The organism is Prodigiosinella aquatilis (genome assembly GCA_030388725.1).
Lineage (GTDB): Bacteria > Pseudomonadota > Gammaproteobacteria > Enterobacterales > Enterobacteriaceae > Prodigiosinella > Prodigiosinella aquatilis.
The window spans coordinates 3,906,730-3,927,109 of sequence record CP128857.1 but is presented as its reverse complement, the minus strand read 5'-3'; the positions used below and the strand labels follow the sequence as shown (position 1 = coordinate 3,927,109).

Sequence of the window (20,380 nt, the reverse complement as noted above, 5' to 3'; positions counted from 1 at the left end):
TATGGAAAAAGACGATCTGGTCGCTATTGCCACCACGGTAATGCCATTTGGTAAATATAAAGGCCGAGTGTTGATCGATCTGCCGGAAGAGTATTTGCTGTGGTTTGCCCGTAAAGATGAATTTCCCAAAGGGCGATTGGGTGACCTCATGCAGATAACGTTAGTTATTAAAACGGAAGGATTGCAAAATCTGGTGATGCCACTACGAAACGCTGGTGGCTGAATGTGTCTCATGGTGGCGGCATTCGACACGATTTTGTTGTTTGCCGCGCAGAGAAGCCTTGATGCCGGGCGTAAAAAAAGCACCACGGAGTGATGCTTTCGTTGTATTAAATCAATTACCCGCTATGTGATATTGACCATCAAATATACACGTTGACGCTGTTTTCAGCTGTAGAGCTGTTAACGCCTTCCTTAGGCTTTATTTGCATGGCATCGCTGGGTTGTGGTTGTTGAGCTGTCTGACTTTGAGTCTGTTGCTGCTCTAACCGGGCAATTTGAGCTTGTAATTGCTGGATTTGCGCCTGAATGAGTTGTTGCTGTTGGCTCAACAGTTCGCTCTGTTTTTCATCCTGTGCCGCTGCTGCCTGACCTGCTAACTCTTTTGTCTTTTGCATCAGCTTTTGAACCTGTTTGTTCAACTGTGCAATCTGCTGATCCGTACTGCCACTGCTGCTGGATGAAGCAGCTGCGCTGGAAAGCACAGCATTGACTATACCTGCCATCGTTCTCTCCTGAAGATGAAATAGCGTTGCGTTACTACTATCGGCTCAACGTGTTATGTCTTTATCTTCTTTTTGAAATACTAACAAAAGCGGCATTAAACAACATTCCTTCCCAGAAGATAGGCCAGGTACTTCACTCCAATAGAAACGTAATGGATATCATCTAGATATAAACATCAATAGCATGTTCAGCCGAAGGGCGATTAACCCCTTCCACTGGTTTTACCAATGGTTTGCTTTCCTGAGTTGGCTGAACGGGTTGATTCTGTAACTGAGCTATTTGGGCCTGTAACATGACAATCTGCGCCTGCATAACCTGTTGTTGCGCATTGGGACTGGTTGTCTGCTGTTTATTTGTGGTATCCACAGAACTTTCAGCCACTTTTTGATTTTGCAGATTACGCTCAGCGACTTTCTGATCAGTATTGGTTTTTACATTCGATGAAGCCGTAATCGGCATCACAGCGAATGCGGAGGGGGCGAGTGAACTTATCATATTTCCTCCTTGATGACTTACCACTCAGCAGAACGGTTGTTCTGCTATATATGTTATCGGTATGAAATTTAAATATATGAATAATTATTGACCAAGGAAAGCAATTTATCTATTCGTAGATGTTCAATGAAGGTAAGCATATGTATTTTTCGTCTATCGGCTCGACGGCTATGGCCGTTCATGGTCATGATTTTTTAGGTTTTAATCCTTCGATTGCTTCAAAATATTTCTTTTAATGCAGTGATTATTTCCCTTGCGAGACAGTGGTTGTCCCGCAGGTATCTTTTCGGGAGGATCAAGTGATTGGCACCGGGCTGAAAACCGCGAACGCATTACGCAGTCCTCATTAATGGATCACATTTTCTTTCTGCCACTGGCGATAGTACCAGCATTGATCTCCATGAGATCATGCCAGCGGTTGGTCAACGCTGTGCGGGTTGTTGTGCACCACAGAAGAAATCACACTGATACTGTTCATTTCCCCTTCGGATAAATGAACGAAAATTGTGCTAATTCACTATTGGCAAAAGGTCTTATCCTTTTAATACCAATTCACAATAACAGGATGATGGCAAGATGCCCTCGATGCCATTGCTGGGCTAACAGCCGTAAACATTTACTGCACTGGTTAACCGTATCGCTTGATGGTTAAGTCTTTCGGCGGCGCAGGTTGACTGGGTAACCATATCCATATTCTGTTGTGTCATATCGCCTATTTGAGCAACTGAATCATTAATCATTGATAATGTGGAGGTCTGTTCCCTTGTGGCATGACTGATTTCTTTGATCATGGCGGAGACTTGTAATACTTCTTTTACGATATCATTGATATGCCTGCCTGCGTTTTCTACCAGCTTGCTGCCATTCAGTACATTTTCCAGGTTGGTATCGATCAATGTCTTGATTTCTTTTGCCGCAGAAGCGGAATGCTGGGCCAAATTGCGCACTTCCGCTGCCACCACAGCAAAACCACTCCCCTGGACGCCGGCTCTGGCGGCTTCCACCGCAGCATTCAATGCCAGAATGTTGGTCTGAAAAGCGATACTGTCAATAACGGCAATGATGTCGACAATTTTATGACTGGCACTGGAGATTGAATCCATCATGATCACTGCTTTCTTCATGATACCGCCGCCTTGTTGTGCCGTATCGCTGGCTCGTTCCGCTATCTGCGTTGCTTGTGTGGCGGTTTCTGCGCTCTGATGAACGGCGGCGGTAATCTCTTCTGCATGAGGGGTATTACGAACAGAGATATAACCTGTCAGCTGATTATCATGGTATACCGGCGTCACATTAGCCCGGACCCAATAGTGATCACCATTTTTACGCCGGTTTTTTACCAGCCCGGTCCAACTATCACCTTGTTGCAGGGTGTACCACATGTCAGCAAAGGCTTCGACAGGCATATCGGGATGCCGCACGATATTATGTGGTTGTCCGACGAGTTCATTTTCTGCGAAACCGCTGACCTGGATAAACGTGGAATTGGCGTAAGTAATATGACTTTTTACATTGGTGGTTGACATAAGTGTCGCATCGGCATCCAACGGATACTCTTGTTGTGTAATAGGTGTATTGACCTTCATGAAAAACCCCGATGTGTGTGTCAGCCCATATTATTGGGTTGATGCTAAGCAAGTAAAAGCAAATAGGAAGGCCAATAGTCTTGACCTGTATGGTAAATAAGTAGGTGCGAAAAATGTATATCCACTATTTTTCACGTTACAGATGTGTTGGTGATGCTTATTGACCCGAATTACTTACCTGAGTAAGCGCATCGAATTTATTCTCTTGCACCTTCACATGTCTTGAAATCTATTCGATTTATTAGTAACTATCTATTTATTGGTTTTTATTATGGTATGGCTCGTATCTGAACAATAGAGTAATTTTTTTGGAAAAATCCTTTGCTAAAGCATTTTCATTCCTTTAGCACGGAAATTATGATGAGGGGGATGTGTTTGTCAATGAAATAATTACTTTATTCTCAATAATGATTTTATTGTAATAATTATTTTAACGCAGAATCATAAATGATAATTTGATTTAATAATCATGTCATGGAGTCAGAAAAGTAACTTATTGTTATTCATGATCGATATATTTGATTAAGTGAAAGATAGGTATGTTATTTCACATAACGGCGGTGTTAATTTTATGAGTATGTTACCCTCTGCCCAGCATTTGACCAGAGGGTGTTATTGGGGGATGTTCAGGTTACTGGCGCCGGGTTGAAAACCGCTAAAGCATTATGCAGCCCCCATTGATCAGACCACGTTTTCTTTCTACCACTGGCGATATCCAGGATAAAGTGGAACAACTGCCAGCCGACGTCTTCAATAGTAGCTTCGCCAGTGGCAATAGTACCAGCATCAATATCCATGAGATCATGCCAGCGGTTGGCCAGTGCTGTACGGGTCGCCATTTTGATTACCGGAACCGCAAGCAGTCCATAAGGCGTACCGCGACCGGTAGTAAATACCTGCACGGTAATTCCGGATGCGAGTTGCTGTGTACCACAGACGAAATCGCTGGCAGGTGTCGCGGCGTAAATCAGGCCTCGTTTCGTGGGGCGCTGACCCGGTGACAGCACTTCCATAATCGGGCTGGTGCCTGATTTGGCAATCGAACCGAGCGCTTTTTCCACCACATTTGCCAGCCCCCCTTTTTTATTACCAGGCGACGGGTTGGCACTGCGATCTGTCTGCCCGTTATCCAGGTAATTGTCGTACCAGGCCATCTCTTCCAGCAGACGTTTGCCAACGTCCACATTAATAGCGCGTGGCGTCAGCAAATGGATGGCATCACGTACTTCGGTGACTTCGGAGAACATCACAGTGGCACCACAACGGACCAGCAGATCAGACGCAAATCCTACTGCTGGGTTGGCGGTTACGCCGGAGAAGGCATCGCTGCCACCGCACTGCGTGCCAACCACCAGTTCGGAAGCCGGTACAGTTTCCCGACGGCGCCGATTGAGGCGTTGCAAATGTTTATCCGCCATGGTCAGGATGTCATCCACCATAGATCTGAATCCTACGTGAGATTCATCCTGCAAGCGCACGATACTGGTATCATCTGGTGATATGGGCTGCACATCCGGCGTTCCTTCCAGCAGACGCTCAGGTTGCAGTTTTTCACAACCCAGTCCGATAATCATGACTTCACCGCCGAAATTGGGGTTAAGTGCCAGATTGTGGATGGTACGGATCGGTACAATCGCTGCTGGAGCATTGATGGCCACACCACAGCCATATAGATGATTCAGTGCGACTACACCCTCTACGTTTGGATATTTGGGTAATAGATCGCGTTCAATAATCTTCACCACATAATCAACGACGCCAGCCACACAATGTACGCTAGTGGTGATACCTAACAAATTTTTGGTACCGACACTGCCATCAGGATTACGGTAACCTTCAAAGGTATACCCTTCTAGCGGCGGCAATGGAGGGGGAACTTTGGTTGCCAGCGGTAGCGTTTCCAACGCCGGAGCCTTTGGCAATGCGACCAATGACTCATCGATCCAACTTCCCTGAAGTATATCCCGCAATGCATAGCCAATAATTTCACCGTAACGGATAATCGGATCTGATGCGGCAATATCTACCAGCGCGACTTTATGTCCCTGTGGAATATGTTCAATCAATTCCAATCCGTTATTAAAACGGGTACCGATGCGTAAGCCATTATTATTAACCACAATGGCAACATTATCAGACTCATGAACTTTTATATAAAGTGGCTGCTCTTGAGCTGCGTTTTCTCTGGTGTGATCTGACATGATGCAACCCTTTTATTATCTTATGATAATGCGTAAACCCTATTCCACTATGCCTGTTTCACCTGCTACGTTGAAGCCGTTACGTTGAAACGGAAATCATGCCTGAAATCCTCGCATACTACGTGTGCTTTGCTGTTTCCGTCATCCGTCGCTGTCAATTATCACTTCGCTCAGGAAGTAGTATAAGTGAATGGGATGGACCAAACATTATGCAATTGACTGACATTATGTTTGATTACTTTTAATTTCTTTGGCAAAGAACTCATTATCAGTGAGGCCAATCACATTATTGGGCGTTTATCTCTTTTCTTTATGATATGGCCTATACCGATCGGTGTGCTTTTCTCTTCTCAATACCCACTTCCGTGAAATAACTCCCATTAAGTCGTACTTTTGCACCAACATAAGTTTTTTAAAACGGATAATGTTGTGCATACCTACAATGAGTCGCTATTGATAACCTTTTATAATCTCTCCCCGAAGCCATAAGACGTCATTCGTGTTTATTGTTGCTGTCATGCTATTTGCTCTGCTCAAAATTAAAAAATCATTACCTGACACTCGACTTCATTCTGATAACCCTACACCGTTTTGTTATCCAGGATGAATGAGCTAACCGCGATTTAAGTAGGAGTTCATTATGAATACAGCAAGCTCAGCGGTAGGCGCGATACCAAAGAGAACTAACGCCCGCTACTGGATTGTCGTGATGTTGTTTATTGTCACGTCATTTAACTATGGCGACCGCGCCACGATTTCCATTGCGGGTTCCGCAATGTCGAAAGATATAGGACTGGATGCTGTTGGCCTGGGGTATATCTTTTCCGCATTTTCATGGGCCTATGTGATCGGGCAAATACCAGGAGGCTGGTTGCTTGACCGCTTTGGTTCGAAGCGGGTGTATTTCTTCAGTATTTTTACCTGGTCGGTATTCACCTTCTTACAGGGATTCGTCGATCTTTTCCACGGTTCTGCCATTGTCGTTTCGCTGTTTATGTTGCGCTTTATGGTTGGGCTGTGTGAAGCGCCATCGTTCCCCGGTAACAGCCGTATCGTCGCGGCCTGGTTCCCGTCACAAGAACGTGGCACGGCTGTGGCTATTTTCAACTCGGCCCAGTATTTCGCTACCGTGATTTTTGCTCCCATCATGGGCTGGTTGACGCATGCCGTGGGGTGGTCGCATGTATTCTGGTTCATGGGCGGTCTGGGCATCATCATCAGTTTTATATGGCTGAAAGTGATTCATGCTCCGAAAGATCATCCAGGTGTCAATAGTGCCGAACTTGAGTACATCGAAGCGGGTGGTGCGTTGATCAACATGGATGCGGCCAAGGCGAGGAAAGCAACGGTCAAGGGTGAGAAGTGGCACCAGATTAAGCAATTGCTGACGTCTCGCATGATGCTTGGTGTGTATCTCGGCCAATACTGTATCAATGCGTTAACCTACTTCTTTATTACCTGGTTCCCGGTTTATCTGGTACAGGCCCGTGGAATGTCGATTTTGAAAGCCGGGTTCGTTGCTTCTGTGCCTGCTATTTGCGGTTTTGCTGGTGGGGTATTAGGCGGGGTGATTTCTGACTTTTTGATGCGTCGTACCCAATCACTGAATATTGCACGCAAAACCCCAATTGTACTGGGCATGCTGCTTTCCATGTCGATGGTGATTTGTAATTACGTGTCGACCGAGTGGGTGGTTATCGCCGTAATGGCTATGGCCTTCTTCGGTAAAGGCATTGGTGCGCTGGGCTGGGCGGTGATGGCTGATACCGCGCCGAAAGAAATCAGCGGGTTAAGTGGTGGACTGTTCAATATGTTCGGTAATATTTCCGGCATTGTTACGCCGATAGCGATTGGTTATATCGTCGGCGAAACGGGGTCATTTAGCGGCGGTCTGGTTTACGTCGGTATCCATGCGTTAGTGGCGATTCTTAGCTTCCTGTTCATCGTTCAGGATATCAAACGTATCGAACTGGAACCTTACCGAGCAAATTGATGCCTATTTTCACTAAAGGAATACGTTATGCGTAGTACACAAGATACGCCTGTCATTACTGACATGAAGGTCATTCCTGTCGCTGGTCATGACAGCATGTTGTTAAACATCGGGGGTGCTCACGGGGCTTATTTCACCCGTAACATCGTGATTCTTACCGATAGCGCCGGTCATACTGGTGTAGGGGAAGCACCCGGCGGTGAAGTGATTTACAAAACGTTGATTGATGCTATCCCTCAGGTTGTCGGTGCACAGGTAGCGCGGATGAACCGGCTGGTTCATGACGTGCATGTGGGGAATCAGTCATCTGATTTTGATTCCTTTGGTAACGGCGCCTGGACATTTGAGCTGCGGGTCAACGCGGTAGCGGCACTGGAAGCCGCTTTGTTGGATCTGATGGGGCAGTTTCTTGGTGTTCCGGTGGCTGAACTGCTGGGGCCGGGCCAACAGCGTGATGAAGTCACGGTACTGGGTTACCTATTCTATATTGGCGATCGCACCAAAACCGACTTGCCTTATCAGCCAGGGGAAACGGGTAAACATGAGTGGTATCACCTGCGCCACCAACAGGCTATGAATAGCGACGCGGTGGTTCGGTTGGCTGAAGCAACTGCGGATCGCTATGGATTCAAGGATTTCAAACTCAAGGGAGGTGTTCTGCCGGGCGAACAGGAAATTGATACGGTTAACGCATTGAAAAAACGCTTCCCCAATGCCCGTATCACGGTCGATCCCAACGGTGCCTGGCTGTTGGATGAAGCCATTCGTCTGTGCAAAGACATGCAAGGAGTATTGACCTACGCGGAAGATCCCTGTGGTGCAGAGCAGGGTTTCTCCGGTCGTGAAGTCATGGCGGAATTTCGCCGCGCGACCGGATTGCCGGTCGCCACCAATATGATTGCCACCAACTGGCGTGAAATGAACCATGCAGTGATGTTACAGGCAGTGGATATCCCGTTAGCGGACCCGCATTTCTGGACCATGCACGGTGCGGTGCGTGTTGCCCAGTTGTGTGATGAGTGGGGGCTGACCTGGGGTTGTCATTCCAACAATCATTTCGATATTTCACTGGCGATGTTCACTCACGTCGGGGCGGCGGCACCGGGTAATCCTACCGCGATTGATACCCATTGGATCTGGCAGGAAGGACAGCATCTGACCAAAGAGCCGCTACAGATTGTGAACGGGAAAATCAAGGTGCCGGAACGACCGGGGTTAGGCATTGAGCTGGATATGACGCAGGTAATGAAAGCGCATGAATTGCACAAAAAACTGCCCAGTGGCGCACGCAATGACGCGATGGCGATGCAATACCTGGTTCCCGGCTGGAAATTTGACCGTAAACGCCCGGTATTTGGTCGCTAGTTTTCACTGAATTTCGACATTAAGCAGAAGGAAAGAATCATGACTTCGCAAAGTATGACACCGGTGATAGCCAGTATGCAGGTTATCCCGGTAGCGGGGCACGATAGCATGTTGCTCAATTTGAGTGGCGCGCACGCCCCTTATTTCACCCGTAACATTGTCATTCTGAAAGATAACGCTGGCCATACCGGTGTGGGAGAAGTGCCCGGTGGTGAGAAGATTCGTCAGACGCTGGATGATGCCAGCGCGCTGGTGATCGATAAAACGCTGGGTGAATACAAGAACGTAATGACAGCGGTTCGTCATCAGTTTGCAGATCGTGATGCTTCTGGTCGTGGTACGCAAACTTTCGACTTGCGAACCACCATTCATGTGGTTACCGGTATTGAAGCCGCGATGCTGGATTTACTGGGGCAGTTTCTCAACGTATCGGTAGCTTCACTGCTAGGGGATGGTCAGCAGCGTGATGCGGTAGAAATGCTAGGTTACCTGTTCTATATCGGCGATCGTAACAAAACTGACTTGCCGTATCAGAGCCAGCCAAATGAGGCATGCGATTGGTATCGTCTTCGTCATGAAGAGGCGCTGACGCCGGAAACCGTGGTGCGTCTGGCTGAGGCGGCTTACGAAAAATATGGCTTCAACGACTTCAAACTGAAAGGCGGTGTACTGGCTGGTAGTGAAGAAGCGGAGGCGGTAACCGCGCTGTCAAAACGTTTCCCGCAGGCGCGTATCACACTGGATCCGAATGGTGCCTGGTCATTGAATGAGGCTATCCACCTGGGCAAGCAATTACGTGGCGTGCTGGCGTATGCGGAAGACCCGTGTGGGGCGGAGCAGGGCTTCTCCGGTCGAGAAGTGATGGCGGAGTTCCGGCGTGCTACCGGGTTGCCGACGGCTACCAATATGATCGCCACTGACTGGCGTCAGATGGGGCACGCCATTTCTCTGCAATCCGTGGATATCCCACTGGCGGATCCTCACTTCTGGACTATGCAGGGATCTGTCCGTGTCGCACAGATGTGTCATGAATGGGGTCTGACCTGGGGTTCTCATTCCAATAATCATTTTGATATTTCGTTGGCAATGTTTACCCACGTTGCGGCGGCAGCACCGGGCAAAATCACCGCTATTGATACTCACTGGATCTGGCAGGAAGGTAACCAGCGCCTGACCAAGGAACCGTTGCAGATTATGGGTGGGATGGTTGAAGTACCGAAGAAACCGGGTTTGGGAATCGAGCTGGATATGGCTCAGGTTATGAAAGCCCATGAATTGTATAAAAACATGGGGTTGGGTGCCCGCAACGATGCCGTCGGTATGCAGTATTTAATTCCTGACTGGACGTTTGATAACAAGCGTCCTTGTCTGGTTCGCTAATGATAAACCGTGCCGCTTCGGCTGAGGTGGCGTGGTAATGAGTAAGGACAAAACATGAAAACTCCACTATTACCTAACCGTTTTCGTCAAGACTTACAGCAAGGAACAACACAGATTGGTTGCTGGTGTGCACTTGGCAACCCCATTTCCACCGAAGTACTTGGGTTGGCGGGATTTGACTGGCTGGTACTGGATGGGGAACACGCACCGAACGATATCAACACGTTTATTCCGCAATTGATGGCGCTGAAGGGCAGCCATAGTGCGCCGGTGGTTCGTCCACCTTGCAATGAGCCGGTGATTATCAAACGTTTGCTGGATATCGGGTTTAACAATTTTTTGATCCCGTTTGTAGAAACTGAAGAAGAAGCTGTGCGTGCCGTTGCATCAACACGCTATCCGCCTGCCGGGATCCGCGGGGTTTCTGTCGCCCATCGTAGTAACGCCTATGGCACAGAACCTGATTACTTCGCCACGATTAACGACAACATCACGGTGTTGGTTCAGATCGAAAGCCAGGATGGGGTGGATAACCTGGATGCGATTGCGGCGGTAGAAGGTGTCGACGGTATTTTTGTCGGCCCGGGAGATCTTTCTGCGGCGCTGGGCTATTTGGGGCAGCCAAATCATCCAGCCGTGCAAAAAGTTATCCGCCATATTTTTGACCGTGCGGCGGCTCATGGCAAATCCAGCGGCATTCTGGCTCCACAGGAAGCGGATGCCCGTCGTTATCTGGAATGGGGGGCCACCTTTGTCGCGGTCGGCAGTGATCTAGGCGCTTTCCGTGCCGCTACACAGGCACTGTGTGACAAATTCAAACAGTAACCAAACGACAGGTTCCCTGAATAACCTGATGGTGTCATTTTTGCGTGAAAAGCGAAAATTAATCTATCTATCAGGTTGTTGGCACCGTGAATGAGCGGGAGAGGGAATCGCAAGGCATGCTGTCCGGATTAATGCAGCACAAGGTATCTAAATGCATCTGACAATGGGGTTATAGCGATGAAAATTGGTTTTATTGGACTGGGCATCATGGGGAAACCGATGAGTAAAAACCTGATCAAAGCGGGTTACTCATTAGTCGTGCTGGATAGAAATAGCGATGCTGTCGCCGAAATCGTAGCGGCGGGCGCTGTAGCGGCGGAAACCCCTAAATCTGTTGCAGAACAGAGTGATATCGTCATCACCATGTTACCGAATTCACCGAATGTGAAAGAGGTGGTATTGGGTGAAAATGGTGTAATCGAAGGTGCGCGTAGTGGTAGCGTGGTCATCGATATGAGCTCTATTGCACCACTGGTTAGTCGTGAAGTCGCCTCCGCGCTGGCGGAGAAAGGGGTGGATATGCTGGATGCCCCGGTGAGCGGGGGTGAGCCCAAAGCAATTGATGGCACGCTTTCCGTAATGGTTGGCGGAGATAAAGCAATCTTTGCGCGCTGCTATGACATCATGAAATCAATGGCCGGATCCGTGGTACATACGGGGGATGTGGGCGCGGGTAACGTGACCAAACTGGCAAATCAGGTGATTGTGGCACTGAACATCGCGGCGATGTCGGAAGCTTTGGTGCTGGCCACCAAAGCAGGCGTGAATCCGGATTTGGTGTTTCAGGCTATTCGTGGCGGACTTGCGGGCAGTACCGTACTGGATGCCAAGGCTCCGATGGTGATGGATCGTAACTTCAAGCCCGGTTTCCGTATTGATCTGCATATTAAGGATCTGACAAACGCGCTGGATACTTCTCACAGTATCGGGGCGCAACTGCCGTTGACCGCGGCGGTTATGGAGATGATGCAGGCACTGAAAGCAGACGGTTTGGGTACGTCAGATCACAGTGCGTTGGCTTGTTACTATGAGAAACTGGCTAAAATTGAAGTCACTCGGTAGTTGGCAGGGCTGGTGCCCTGCGTCTATGGGAGCCAGCCCGGTTAACGGGTAATCATTCCGGCAAGCGTCTAGTCAATAACGCGCGGAGTATTTATGAAATCGGACTGTTTATGAAAATAGTTATCGCACCGGATTCTTATAAAGAGAGCCTATCCGCACAAGAGGTTGCCGCACAGATTGAAGCCGGGTTCCGGGAGGTGTTTCCTGATGCCTGCTATATCAAGTTGCCGGTCGCGGATGGTGGTGAAGGTACCGTGGAAGCCATGGTGGCGGCGACCAATGGTAAAATTGTGCATGTGAATGTAACTGGTCCGTTAGGCGATAATATTGACGCTTTTTTTGGATTGTCTGGTGATGAACAAACAGCGTTCATTGAAATGGCGGCGGCTAGTGGTCTGGAACGGGTGCCATCTCAATTGCGGAACCCATTGTTAACCACCAGTTACGGTACTGGTGAATTGATCCGCAGTGCACTGGATCATGGTGTGAAACATTGCATTATCGGTATTGGTGGTAGTGCAACCAACGACGGTGGTGCCGGGATGGTTCAGGCGTTGGGCGCAAAATTGCTGGATGCGCAGGGAGCCTCTATTGGTTTTGGCGGTGGTGAACTGGAGACGTTGGCTCAGATTGATATCAGTGAACTGGATAAGCGGATTAAGTTCTGTCGTTTTGAGGTGGCGTGCGATGTCACCAATCCATTGACGGGTGAAAATGGCGCCTCGGCTGTTTTTGGTCCACAAAAAGGGGCGACGCAAGCGATGATCTTACAGTTGGATAGCGCGCTGAAACATTATGCTGCAGTTATCCGTCACGATCTGGATATTGATGTCGAACAAGTGTCGGGTGCGGGTGCCGCCGGTGGCATGGGTGCTGCATTGCAGGCGTTTTGCGGTGCGGAACTGCGTCAGGGGATTGAAATTGTTACTGAAGCCTTGGGGCTGGAGGCGTTGGTCCGTGATGCATCACTGGTGATTACCGGTGAAGGCCGTATCGACAGCCAGACCATTCACGGTAAAGTGCCAATAGGCGTGGCGCGGGTAGCCAAACGTTATAACAAACCGGTCATTGGTATTGCAGGAAGTCTGACCGAGGATGTCGGTGTTGTGCATGATCATGGTCTGGATGCGGTATTTAGCATACTGCACAATATCTGTTCATTGGAGGAAGCGTTGGATAACGCCGCCGCTAATGTACGTATGACGGCGCGTAATATCGCGGCGACGATTAAACTGGCCCAGAAACTCGTTTGACTTGTCTCAACATTGCAGGCGTTGCTGCTGCTACGCCTGCCTGCTGGTTTCAGTTGATTTTTGTCAGATGCCGCTTGGCCGCTATATCCACATTGGTTATTTCATCCAGCAGTTCCAGCCATTCCGGTTCCAATTCCAAGATATCAGCACCTTCACGTAGTTGCTGTTCCAGGCAATGGCAGATCTGCTTCAGCCGGGGAACGCCGCTATAACTGCAACTGCCATGCAGCTTGTGGACCAGATCCACAATATGATCCACCTTATGTCCATTGAGCATGGTTTCTACCTGTTGGCGAACCTGGGGTAAAAAATCCAGCAACATGATGAGTAGATCCCGTGCCAATTCAGGTTTATTGGCCGCTTGTCTTTTCGCCAGTTCCCAGTCAAGGGAACTGGTAATAAGGTGTTTTTCGGTAGCGGGTGGCACGGTATTTTCATGATTATGTACATGACGCAACAAGACATTCTGCAACATCTGTTCGTCTATCGGCTTGGCCAGATAATCGTCTATCCCGGCCTGAAGCAGTGATTCGCGTTCTCCACTGATGGCATGAGCCGTAACAGCGATAATCGGCGTATGGTGATGGTAAGGTAATTGTCGGATTAATTCGCTGGCGTGGATGCCGTCCATACCTGGCATCTGGATATCCATCAAAATAACATTGAGTGTATTTTCCCGGGCTTTGGCCACGGCTTCGGTACCGCTTCCACACAGAATGATGTTTTCCACTTGCTCATCCAGTAATGCACCAATCAGTTTTAAATTAGCAGGATTATCGTCTACGGCCATGACACTTAATGGCAGTCGTGATAGCGGCATTTTTTTAATCTGAGGTGTGGAGACTACCGGCAATGTCTGTTGAAGCAGCGAACTATCCTGTAACAATGATCGCAGTCGGGGAACGGTAATCGGTTTGCTCAGTAGGGTATGAATGCCAAAAGATTTCAATTGCTCTTCATCAATTTGCGCCAGGCTGGGAAGTGCCAGAATAGCCACTGGCGCCAGACGGCAGATATCCCGAATCGTAGGCGTAAAATCAAGCAAGGCTTGGTGACTGTTAACAGGAACACCAATCAGCAGAATATCAAAAGTGTGATTGGGGAGCTGTTCCAGTGTCGGGCTGTAACTCACTATCAATGGGGTATTGGCCAGAATATCCAGCGTGGACTGAGCCGCCGCCGGGTTGGCTTCTACATAGGCCAGGTGCCGGCCTTCCAGCATATCAAAGTTATTATTAATCGAAATGGTATGTGGATTAAGCAGCAGGTTGATGGTGAACCAAAAGGTAGATCCTTGATTTAATTTGCTGTGGAAACTGATATCGCCACCCATTTCACGCACCAGTCGTTGAGTAATAACCAGACCCAGGCCGGTACCGCCATGACGGCGGGAAATACTGGTATCCGCCTGACGAAACGCCTGAAAAAGCTGAGCTTGCTGGATTTCAGCGATACCGATACCGGTATCTTTAAGCTGGATTTCCAGTTGTACCTGCTGATGTTCCTGCCTACGTTTTTCGACCCGAATATCAATGTTGCCCTGTTCAGTAAACTTGATGGCATTACCAAGCAGATTAGTGATGATTTGCTGCAACCTCAGTGGATCGCCGATGAACTGTTCCGGGACATCGTTCTGAATATTTAGCGTCAGCTCCAGACCCTTTTCATGCGCGGTATGTGCTAGCAGCATCACCACTTCATCCAGCGTGTTATGCAAGGAGAAGGGAATGTTCTCCAGTACCAGCTTGCCAGCTTCCAGCTTGGAGAAATCCAGCACGTCATTGATGATGTTTAACAGGTTATTGGCAGAACGTTCAATGGTTTGCAGATAATCTTTTTGCGTAGCGGTAAGCTGGGTTTTCAGTGTTTGGCGGGTAAATCCGATCACGCCATTAAGTGGTGTGCGCAGTTCATGCGACATGTTGGCCAGAAATTCTGATTTAATCCGGGCGGCTTCCTGAGCGCGTTTTTTGGCCAAATCCAGCTCTACGTTCTGTATTTCCATCTGCTCCAGCGTTTCACGCAGATCGTAAGTTGCCTGATCGATATTTTGCTGCATCTCTTCGTGATAAGCCGTTAGCGACATCGCCATAGAGTTGATGCCGTTTTTCAACATATCCAGTTCGCCGAGCATTTTCCCTTCTACCCGGCTGTCCAACTGACCGCGCCGGATGCGATCAACCGTTTCCACCATATTACTGATAGGCGCGGTGACATCACGCATTAGCCGGTAGGCGAACAATACGGCAATACCCATGCACAGCAGCAGTAACAGTGCCGCCATGGACATCTCCCGGTATTGCTGCAATTCAATCGTGTTTAAACTCAGCTCGATAGCGACATACCCGGAGGGGATAGAGCTTGGCATTGCCTGGGAAGCGGTCGGCGTAAATTCACCATCTGTAAAGATCGGCGTGCGTAAAATCAGGCGATCATCATGGCGTTCCATATAGAGTGAGCCAGGGATAGGCTCGCCTTTTGACAGTTGAAGTATCGTTGAGTCGTCACGAACGCTGGAGGTGATAATCAGTTGATTTTGTGCGTCGAAAATGCTGATAGCACGGATGATGTCGGAATGTTGGCGGTGCAACATATTAACCAATCGGCGTAATGAGTCTGGCTGGTGCATTGCAATGGCATAAGCGCTGTTTGCTGCCAGTGGTTCAATGATACTGGTACCGGTATCTGCCAACTGGTTCTGCAATTGGTTGTAGCGGTGGATGACAAAAAAGGTACTGAGCAGTAATCCGATCATCAGCGTCGGAGCCAGAATCAGTATCATCATGCGCGCACGCAGACTGTATTTGGTCATGTGGTTCCAATGTGGGAGAATTAAAGCCGAATATTCCGTTAAAACAATGACAGCAAATTATGGCGCAATTCTACTCTCCAAACCGGCGTGTGACGACCCGGCAAATCATAACTGTGACGGTAAATGATCTCGATCCTTTTGGCCTGGGTGTTGCCCGCTATCAAGGTAAAACGATTTTTATTGCCGGTGTATTGCCGGGAGAGCAGGCCGAGATACAAATTACTGACGAAAAACGTCAGTTTGCGCATGCCCGGCTCAAACGGTTGCTCAGTCGCAGCGAAGAACGTGTCGAGCCGTGCTGTCCACACTTTATGGTGTGCGGAGGCTGCCAGCAGCAGCACGCTAGTCAGTCGCTTCAGCATCGCAGTAAAATGGCGGCTTTGACGCGAATGATGGCACGGGAAACCGGTACCCCGATACCGGAGGCGACGTTGATCGCCGGATCGGCCTATGGGTACCGGCGGCGTGCCCGACTTGCATTATACTATCTGGTGAAACAGCAGCGCTTGCTGATGGGATATCGGCAGGCTGGCTCACACGATCTGGTAGATATTCAAGTCTGCCCGATATTGTGCCATGAACTGGAGACATTGCTGGTGCCGCTGCGTGATTGCCTGAGCAGTTTACAAGCGGTGAAACGGCTGGGGCATGTGGAACTGGTACTGGCAGAACAGGGACCGCTGGTTGTTCTGCGTCATCTCGATGTGCTCAGTCAGACTGACCGGCAGGTATTGTCTGGATTTGCCCGGCAACAGACTGTCTCTTTGTTTCTGGCCTCTGATGCCGACACGTTGGAATGCCTGCACGGCTCTGAGCCGCATTATCAGGTTGATTCACTATCTCTGGCATTCAGTCCGCGTGATTTTATTCAGGTTAATGATGATATTAACCAGAAAATGGTCGCGCAGGCGATGGATTGGCTGGATGTCCAGCCGCAAGATCGGGTGCTGGATCTGTTTTGCGGCATGGGGAATTTTACGCTACCGCTGGCACAGCGTGCAGCAGCGGTCGTCGGCGTGGAAGGTGTGGCTGCCCTCGTGGTAAAGGGCAAGGAGAATGCCTACAGTAATGGTTTATCCAATGTTACATTTTTTCACCAAAATCTTGAAGATGATGTGACCCGGCAGCCGTGGGCGTCCCAAGGGTTTGATAAAGTGTTACTTGATCCGGCACGTGCGGGTGCTCCCGGCGTGATGCCACAGATTGTGAAACTGAGCCCCAAACATGTAGTTTATATATCCTGTAATCCGACCACGCTGGCACGGGACAGTAAAGTCCTGCTGACGGCGGGTTACCAGCTGGCGCGTATCGCGATGCTGGATATGTTTCCACATACCGGGCATCTCGAATCAATGGCACTTTTTTTGCTTGGTTCCGGTGGCTCAGTAAAGTAGGGAGAAATTATGGTTGCGGTAAGAAGTGCACATTTGAATACAGCGGGCGAATTTGTACCGGATGCATGGATTGCGTCGTTAGGGATTGCCAGCAAGCAATCGTGTGACCGTTTAGCCGAAACCTGGCGCTATTGTGAACAACGAACTCAGAATCATCCGGATGCTATGTTGCTGCTGTGGCGTGGTATCGAGATGGTCGAAATTCTGTCTACATTGAGTATGGATAATGACAGTATGCGCGCCGCCATGCTGTTTCCGTTGGCCAATGCCAACGTGGTGGATGAAGACGTACTCAGAGAAGAATTCGGTGCGAATATTGTCAATCTGGTGCATGGCGTGCGTGATATGGATGCTATCCGCCAACTGAAAGCCACGCAGAATGATTCGATGGCCTCAGAGCAGGTGGATAATATCCGCCGTATGTTGCTGGCCATGGTGGAAGATTTCCGTTGCGTTGTGATCAAGCTGGCAGAGCGGATCGCACATCTGCGTGAAGTGAAAGATGCACCAGAAGAAGAGAGAGTACTGGCTGCCAAAGAGTGTACCAATATCTATGCGCCACTCGCGAACCGGCTGGGTATTGGTCAACTTAAATGGGAATTGGAAGATTTCTGTTTCCGTTACCTGCATCCGGATGAATACAAACGGATTGCCAAGCTGTTACATGAGCGGCGTATTGACCGTGAACAGTACATTGATGATTTCGTTAAAACATTGCGTGCAGAAATGGCGAAGGAAGATGTGAAGGCTGACATATATGGCCGACCCAAGCATATCTACAGTATCTGGCGCAAGATGCAAAAGAAATCGCTGTCGTTCGATGAGCTGTTTGATGTCCGCGCCGTGCGTATCGTGGTTGAGCGTTTGCAGGATTGTTATGCGGCGTTGGGGATTGTTCACACTCACTATCGCCATCTGCCGGATGAATTTGATGACTATGTAGCCAACCCGAAACCGAATGGTTATCAGTCTATTCATACTGTGGTGTTGGGGCCTGGCGGTAAAACGCTGGAAATACAGATTCGTACCCGGCAGATGCACGAAGATGCCGAACTGGGCGTGGCGGCGCACTGGAAGTATAAAGAAGGTGCTTCGGTCGTCGGTCGTGCCGGCTATGAAGGCCGTATTGCCTGGTTACGCAAACTGCTGGCCTGGCAGGAAGAAATGGCTGATTCGGATGAAATGCTGGACGAAGTTCGTAGTCAGGTGTTTGATGATCGGGTTTATGTGTTTACCCCGAAAGGGGACGTAATGGATCTGCCTATCGGCTCAACCCCGCTGGATTTTGCCTACCATATTCACAGCGATATTGGTCACCGTTGCATTGGCGCCAAGGTCGGCGGACGGATTGTGCCGTTTACCTACCAGCTACAGATGGGTGACCAGATCGAAGTCATTACCCAAAAACAGCCTAACCCCAGCCGTGACTGGCTGAATCCTAATCTGGGTTATGTCACCACCAGTCGTGGTCGTTCCAAAATTCATAACTGGTTCCGTAAACAGGATCGCGATAAGAATATTCTGGCGGGCAAACAAATCCTGGATGATGAGCTGGATAATCTGAACATCAGTCTGAAGATGGCGGAGAAGCTGTTGCTGCCTCGCTATAACATTAATTCCATGGATGAGTTGCTGGCGGGCATTGGCGGTGGGGATATCCGTCTCAACCAGATGGTAAATTTCCTGCAATCCAAGGTGAATCAGCCCAGTGCGGAAGAGCAGGATCGCGAGGCGTTGCGTCAGTTGACACAAAAGCCACAGCCAGCCATCCAACGCAATAACAAAGATAATGGACGAGTGGTGGTGGAAGGGGTTGGTAACCTGATGCACCATATTGCTCGTTGCTGCCAGCCGATCCCCGGCGATGAAATTGTGGGGTTCATTACCCGCGGGCGGGGGATTTCCATTCATCGGGCGGATTGTGAGCAACTGGATGATCTGCGTGTCCATGCGCCGGAACGAATTGTGGAAGCAGTGTGGGGAGAAAGTTACTCCAGCGGTTATTCACTAGTGGTACGCGTTACTGCTAATGATCGTAGCGGATTACTGCGTGATATCACCACCATCCTGGCCAACGAAAAGGTTAATGTGCTTGGGGTTTCCAGCCGTAGTGATGTGAAGCAGCAGGTCGCCACCATTGATATGGAGATAGAAATCTACAACCTTCAGGTGTTGGGGCGCGTATTGGCGAAGCTGAATCAGCTACCAGACGTTATTGACGCTCGTCGTCAGCAAGGAGCCTGAGTGAACCCAGCCGCGAATGTTTGTCGGACTTTGTGCATGACACCTTCCCGTCCTTTTCTTTTCAGGAGAGGGTATTTTTGCCTTCTTTCTCCTGAAAAGGGGGACTGGTCGGGGTTAAGCATGTCGATTTGCCATCATACTCTCGACGCTTATCAATTCTGCTTTCCTTCTCATCGGAAAAACCCATCGGAAAAATCAGGACAGAACAATGCCTTCATCCACAGAACGCCTGCTTGACATCATGAAAAAACTACGCGATCCAGCAAAGGGTTGCCCCTGGGATCGTGAGCAGACGTTTGACACTATTGCACCTTATACGCTGGAAGAAACGTACGAAGTTTTGGACGCCATCAGCCGTAAAGATTTTGATGATTTGCGCAGTGAACTGGGCGACCTGTTATTTCAGGTCGTGTTTTACGCGCAGATGGCACAAGAGCAAGGGTTGTTTGATTTTTCTGACGTGTGTGATGCCATTAGCGATAAGCTGGAACGCCGTCACCCGCATATTTTTGCTGATGCTTGCCTGCCAGACAGTAAAGCCGTGCTGGCCAATTGGGAACAGACCAAGTCGCAGGAACGTGCCGAAAAAGATCGTCATTCGCAGTTGGATGACATCCCTGAATCGTTTCCGGCACTGATGAGAGCGCAAAAGATACAGCAGCGCTGTGCCGCTGTCGGTTTTGACTGGACCAGCCTGGGACCAGTACTTGACAAGCTCTATGAAGAAATAGACGAAGTCATGTTTGAGGCAAAGCAGGCGGTGATTGATGAAGATAAACTGGAAGAAGAAATTGGCGATATGCTGTTTGCTGCCGTGAATTTTTCCCGTCATCTCGGACATAAAGCGGAAATTGCGCTGCAAAAGGCGAATCATAAATTCAGCCGACGCTTCCGTCAGGTAGAACAAATCATTAGTACTAAAGGAAAAACGCTCTCTGACGCGAGTCTGGACGAAATGGAAGTAGCCTGGCAGCAAGTGAAAGAGACTGAAAAAAACAGGTAAGTCCTTTCCCTCTGAGATAATGCCTGTTTAGGGATCTTTTT

Annotated in this window: 15 protein-coding genes and 1 pseudogene; 10 read left to right on the top strand and 6 right to left on the bottom strand. The window is 49.1% G+C overall.

Features of this window, described 5'->3' with window-relative positions:
• The first annotated feature begins 1 nt into the window (after position 1).
• On the top strand, positions 2-223 hold the full coding sequence (locus PCO85_18305; protein ID WJV53117.1) for a DUF3820 family protein: 222 nt from the start codon (positions 2-4) through the stop codon (positions 221-223).
• Positions 224-362: 139 nt separating this feature from the next.
• Here the strand turns inward: PCO85_18305 and PCO85_18300 are convergent, their stop codons facing one another.
• From PCO85_18300 to garD, 5 genes and pseudogenes are all read right to left on the bottom strand, one after another.
• The gene (locus PCO85_18300) at positions 363-725 is read right to left on the bottom strand and encodes a FlxA-like family protein (protein ID WJV53116.1); all 363 of its coding nucleotides are present in this window, start codon (positions 723-725) and stop codon (positions 363-365) included.
• A gap of 163 nt (positions 726-888) precedes the next feature.
• Entirely contained in the window at positions 889-1,221 is a 333-nt protein-coding gene (locus PCO85_18295; GenBank protein WJV53115.1) for a FlxA-like family protein, read from the bottom strand.
• A gap of 354 nt (positions 1,222-1,575) precedes the next feature.
• A pseudogene (locus PCO85_18290) lies at positions 1,576-1,659 on the bottom strand (hypothetical protein).
• Between the two features lie 161 nt (positions 1,660-1,820).
• Positions 1,821-2,807 (bottom strand): methyl-accepting chemotaxis protein, encoded by a 987-nt coding sequence (locus PCO85_18285; GenBank protein ID WJV53114.1) that lies wholly within the window; start codon positions 2,805-2,807, stop codon positions 1,821-1,823.
• Positions 2,808-3,433: 626 nt separating this feature from the next.
• A complete protein-coding gene (garD, locus tag PCO85_18280) occupies positions 3,434-5,008 on the bottom strand; it encodes a galactarate dehydratase (GenBank protein ID WJV53113.1) in 1,575 nt (524 codons plus the stop codon).
• 640 nt (positions 5,009-5,648) lie between these two features.
• On the opposite strand from garD, the gene PCO85_18275 reads away from it, so the two are divergent.
• The 6 genes from PCO85_18275 (at position 5,649) to PCO85_18250 (ending at position 12,886) form a co-directional block, all read left to right on the top strand.
• A complete protein-coding gene (locus PCO85_18275; protein WJV53112.1) occupies positions 5,649-7,001 on the top strand; it encodes an MFS transporter in 1,353 nt (450 codons plus the stop codon).
• Positions 7,002-7,028: 27 nt separating this feature from the next.
• On the top strand, positions 7,029-8,366 hold the full coding sequence (locus PCO85_18270; GenBank protein ID WJV53111.1) for an enolase C-terminal domain-like protein: 1,338 nt from the start codon (positions 7,029-7,031) through the stop codon (positions 8,364-8,366).
• Positions 8,367-8,405: 39 nt separating this feature from the next.
• Entirely contained in the window at positions 8,406-9,746 is a 1,341-nt protein-coding gene (gene gudD, locus PCO85_18265; GenBank protein ID WJV53110.1) for a glucarate dehydratase, read from the top strand.
• Between the two features lie 54 nt (positions 9,747-9,800).
• The gene (garL, locus tag PCO85_18260; GenBank protein WJV53109.1) at positions 9,801-10,571 is read left to right on the top strand and encodes a 2-dehydro-3-deoxyglucarate aldolase; all 771 of its coding nucleotides are present in this window, start codon (positions 9,801-9,803) and stop codon (positions 10,569-10,571) included.
• A 177-nt stretch (positions 10,572-10,748) separates the two neighbouring features.
• Positions 10,749-11,633: a 2-hydroxy-3-oxopropionate reductase gene (garR, locus tag PCO85_18255; protein WJV53108.1), complete on the top strand. Its 885-nt coding sequence runs from the start codon at positions 10,749-10,751 to the stop codon at positions 11,631-11,633.
• A 110-nt stretch (positions 11,634-11,743) separates the two neighbouring features.
• Positions 11,744-12,886 (top strand): glycerate kinase, encoded by a 1,143-nt coding sequence (locus PCO85_18250; GenBank protein WJV53107.1) that lies wholly within the window; start codon positions 11,744-11,746, stop codon positions 12,884-12,886.
• 49 nt (positions 12,887-12,935) lie between these two features.
• Here the strand turns inward: PCO85_18250 and barA are convergent, their stop codons facing one another.
• Positions 12,936-15,698 carry a two-component sensor histidine kinase BarA gene (gene barA, locus PCO85_18245; protein ID WJV53106.1) on the bottom strand — a complete coding sequence of 921 codons (2,763 nt, stop codon included), beginning with the start codon at positions 15,696-15,698 and terminating at the stop codon, positions 12,936-12,938.
• Between the two features lie 59 nt (positions 15,699-15,757).
• On the opposite strand from barA, the gene rlmD reads away from it, so the two are divergent.
• From rlmD to mazG, 3 genes are all read left to right on the top strand, one after another.
• Complete coding sequence (gene rlmD, locus PCO85_18240) at positions 15,758-17,092, top strand: 23S rRNA (uracil(1939)-C(5))-methyltransferase RlmD (protein ID WJV53105.1); 1,335 nt, start codon at positions 15,758-15,760, stop codon at positions 17,090-17,092.
• 9 nt (positions 17,093-17,101) lie between these two features.
• On the top strand, positions 17,102-19,336 hold the full coding sequence (gene relA, locus PCO85_18235) for a GTP diphosphokinase (GenBank protein WJV53104.1): 2,235 nt from the start codon (positions 17,102-17,104) through the stop codon (positions 19,334-19,336).
• 208 nt (positions 19,337-19,544) lie between these two features.
• The gene (gene mazG, locus PCO85_18230; GenBank protein ID WJV53103.1) at positions 19,545-20,339 is read left to right on the top strand and encodes a nucleoside triphosphate pyrophosphohydrolase; all 795 of its coding nucleotides are present in this window, start codon (positions 19,545-19,547) and stop codon (positions 20,337-20,339) included.
• Positions 20,340-20,380: the final 41 nt, after the last annotated feature.

Bases quoted from the DNA above. Each gene is read 5' to 3' on its own strand.
- PCO85_18300 (WJV53116.1), bottom strand. From the start codon at position 725: ATGGCAGGTATAGTCAATGCTGTGCTTTCCAGCGCAGCTGCTTCATCC.
- garD (WJV53113.1), bottom strand. From the start codon at position 5,008: ATGTCAGATCACACCAGAGAAAACGCAGCTCAAGAGCAGCCACTTTAT.
- PCO85_18285 (WJV53114.1), bottom strand. From the start codon at position 2,807: ATGAAGGTCAATACACCTATTACACAACAAGAGTATCCGTTGGATGCC.
- garR (WJV53108.1), top strand. From the start codon at position 10,749: ATGAAAATTGGTTTTATTGGACTGGGCATCATGGGGAAACCGATGAGT.
- gudD (WJV53110.1), top strand. From the start codon at position 8,406: ATGACTTCGCAAAGTATGACACCGGTGATAGCCAGTATGCAGGTTATC.
- garL (WJV53109.1), top strand. From the start codon at position 9,801: ATGAAAACTCCACTATTACCTAACCGTTTTCGTCAAGACTTACAGCAA.
- PCO85_18270 (WJV53111.1), top strand. From the start codon at position 7,029: ATGCGTAGTACACAAGATACGCCTGTCATTACTGACATGAAGGTCATT.
- PCO85_18295 (WJV53115.1), bottom strand. From the start codon at position 1,221: ATGATAAGTTCACTCGCCCCCTCCGCATTCGCTGTGATGCCGATTACG.
- PCO85_18250 (WJV53107.1), top strand. From the start codon at position 11,744: ATGAAAATAGTTATCGCACCGGATTCTTATAAAGAGAGCCTATCCGCA.
- rlmD (WJV53105.1), top strand. From the start codon at position 15,758: ATGGCGCAATTCTACTCTCCAAACCGGCGTGTGACGACCCGGCAAATC.
- mazG (WJV53103.1), top strand. From the start codon at position 19,545: ATGCCTTCATCCACAGAACGCCTGCTTGACATCATGAAAAAACTACGC.
- PCO85_18305 (WJV53117.1), top strand. From the start codon at position 2: ATGGAAAAAGACGATCTGGTCGCTATTGCCACCACGGTAATGCCATTT.
- relA (WJV53104.1), top strand. From the start codon at position 17,102: ATGGTTGCGGTAAGAAGTGCACATTTGAATACAGCGGGCGAATTTGTA.
- barA (WJV53106.1), bottom strand. From the start codon at position 15,698: ATGACCAAATACAGTCTGCGTGCGCGCATGATGATACTGATTCTGGCT.
- PCO85_18275 (WJV53112.1), top strand. From the start codon at position 5,649: ATGAATACAGCAAGCTCAGCGGTAGGCGCGATACCAAAGAGAACTAAC.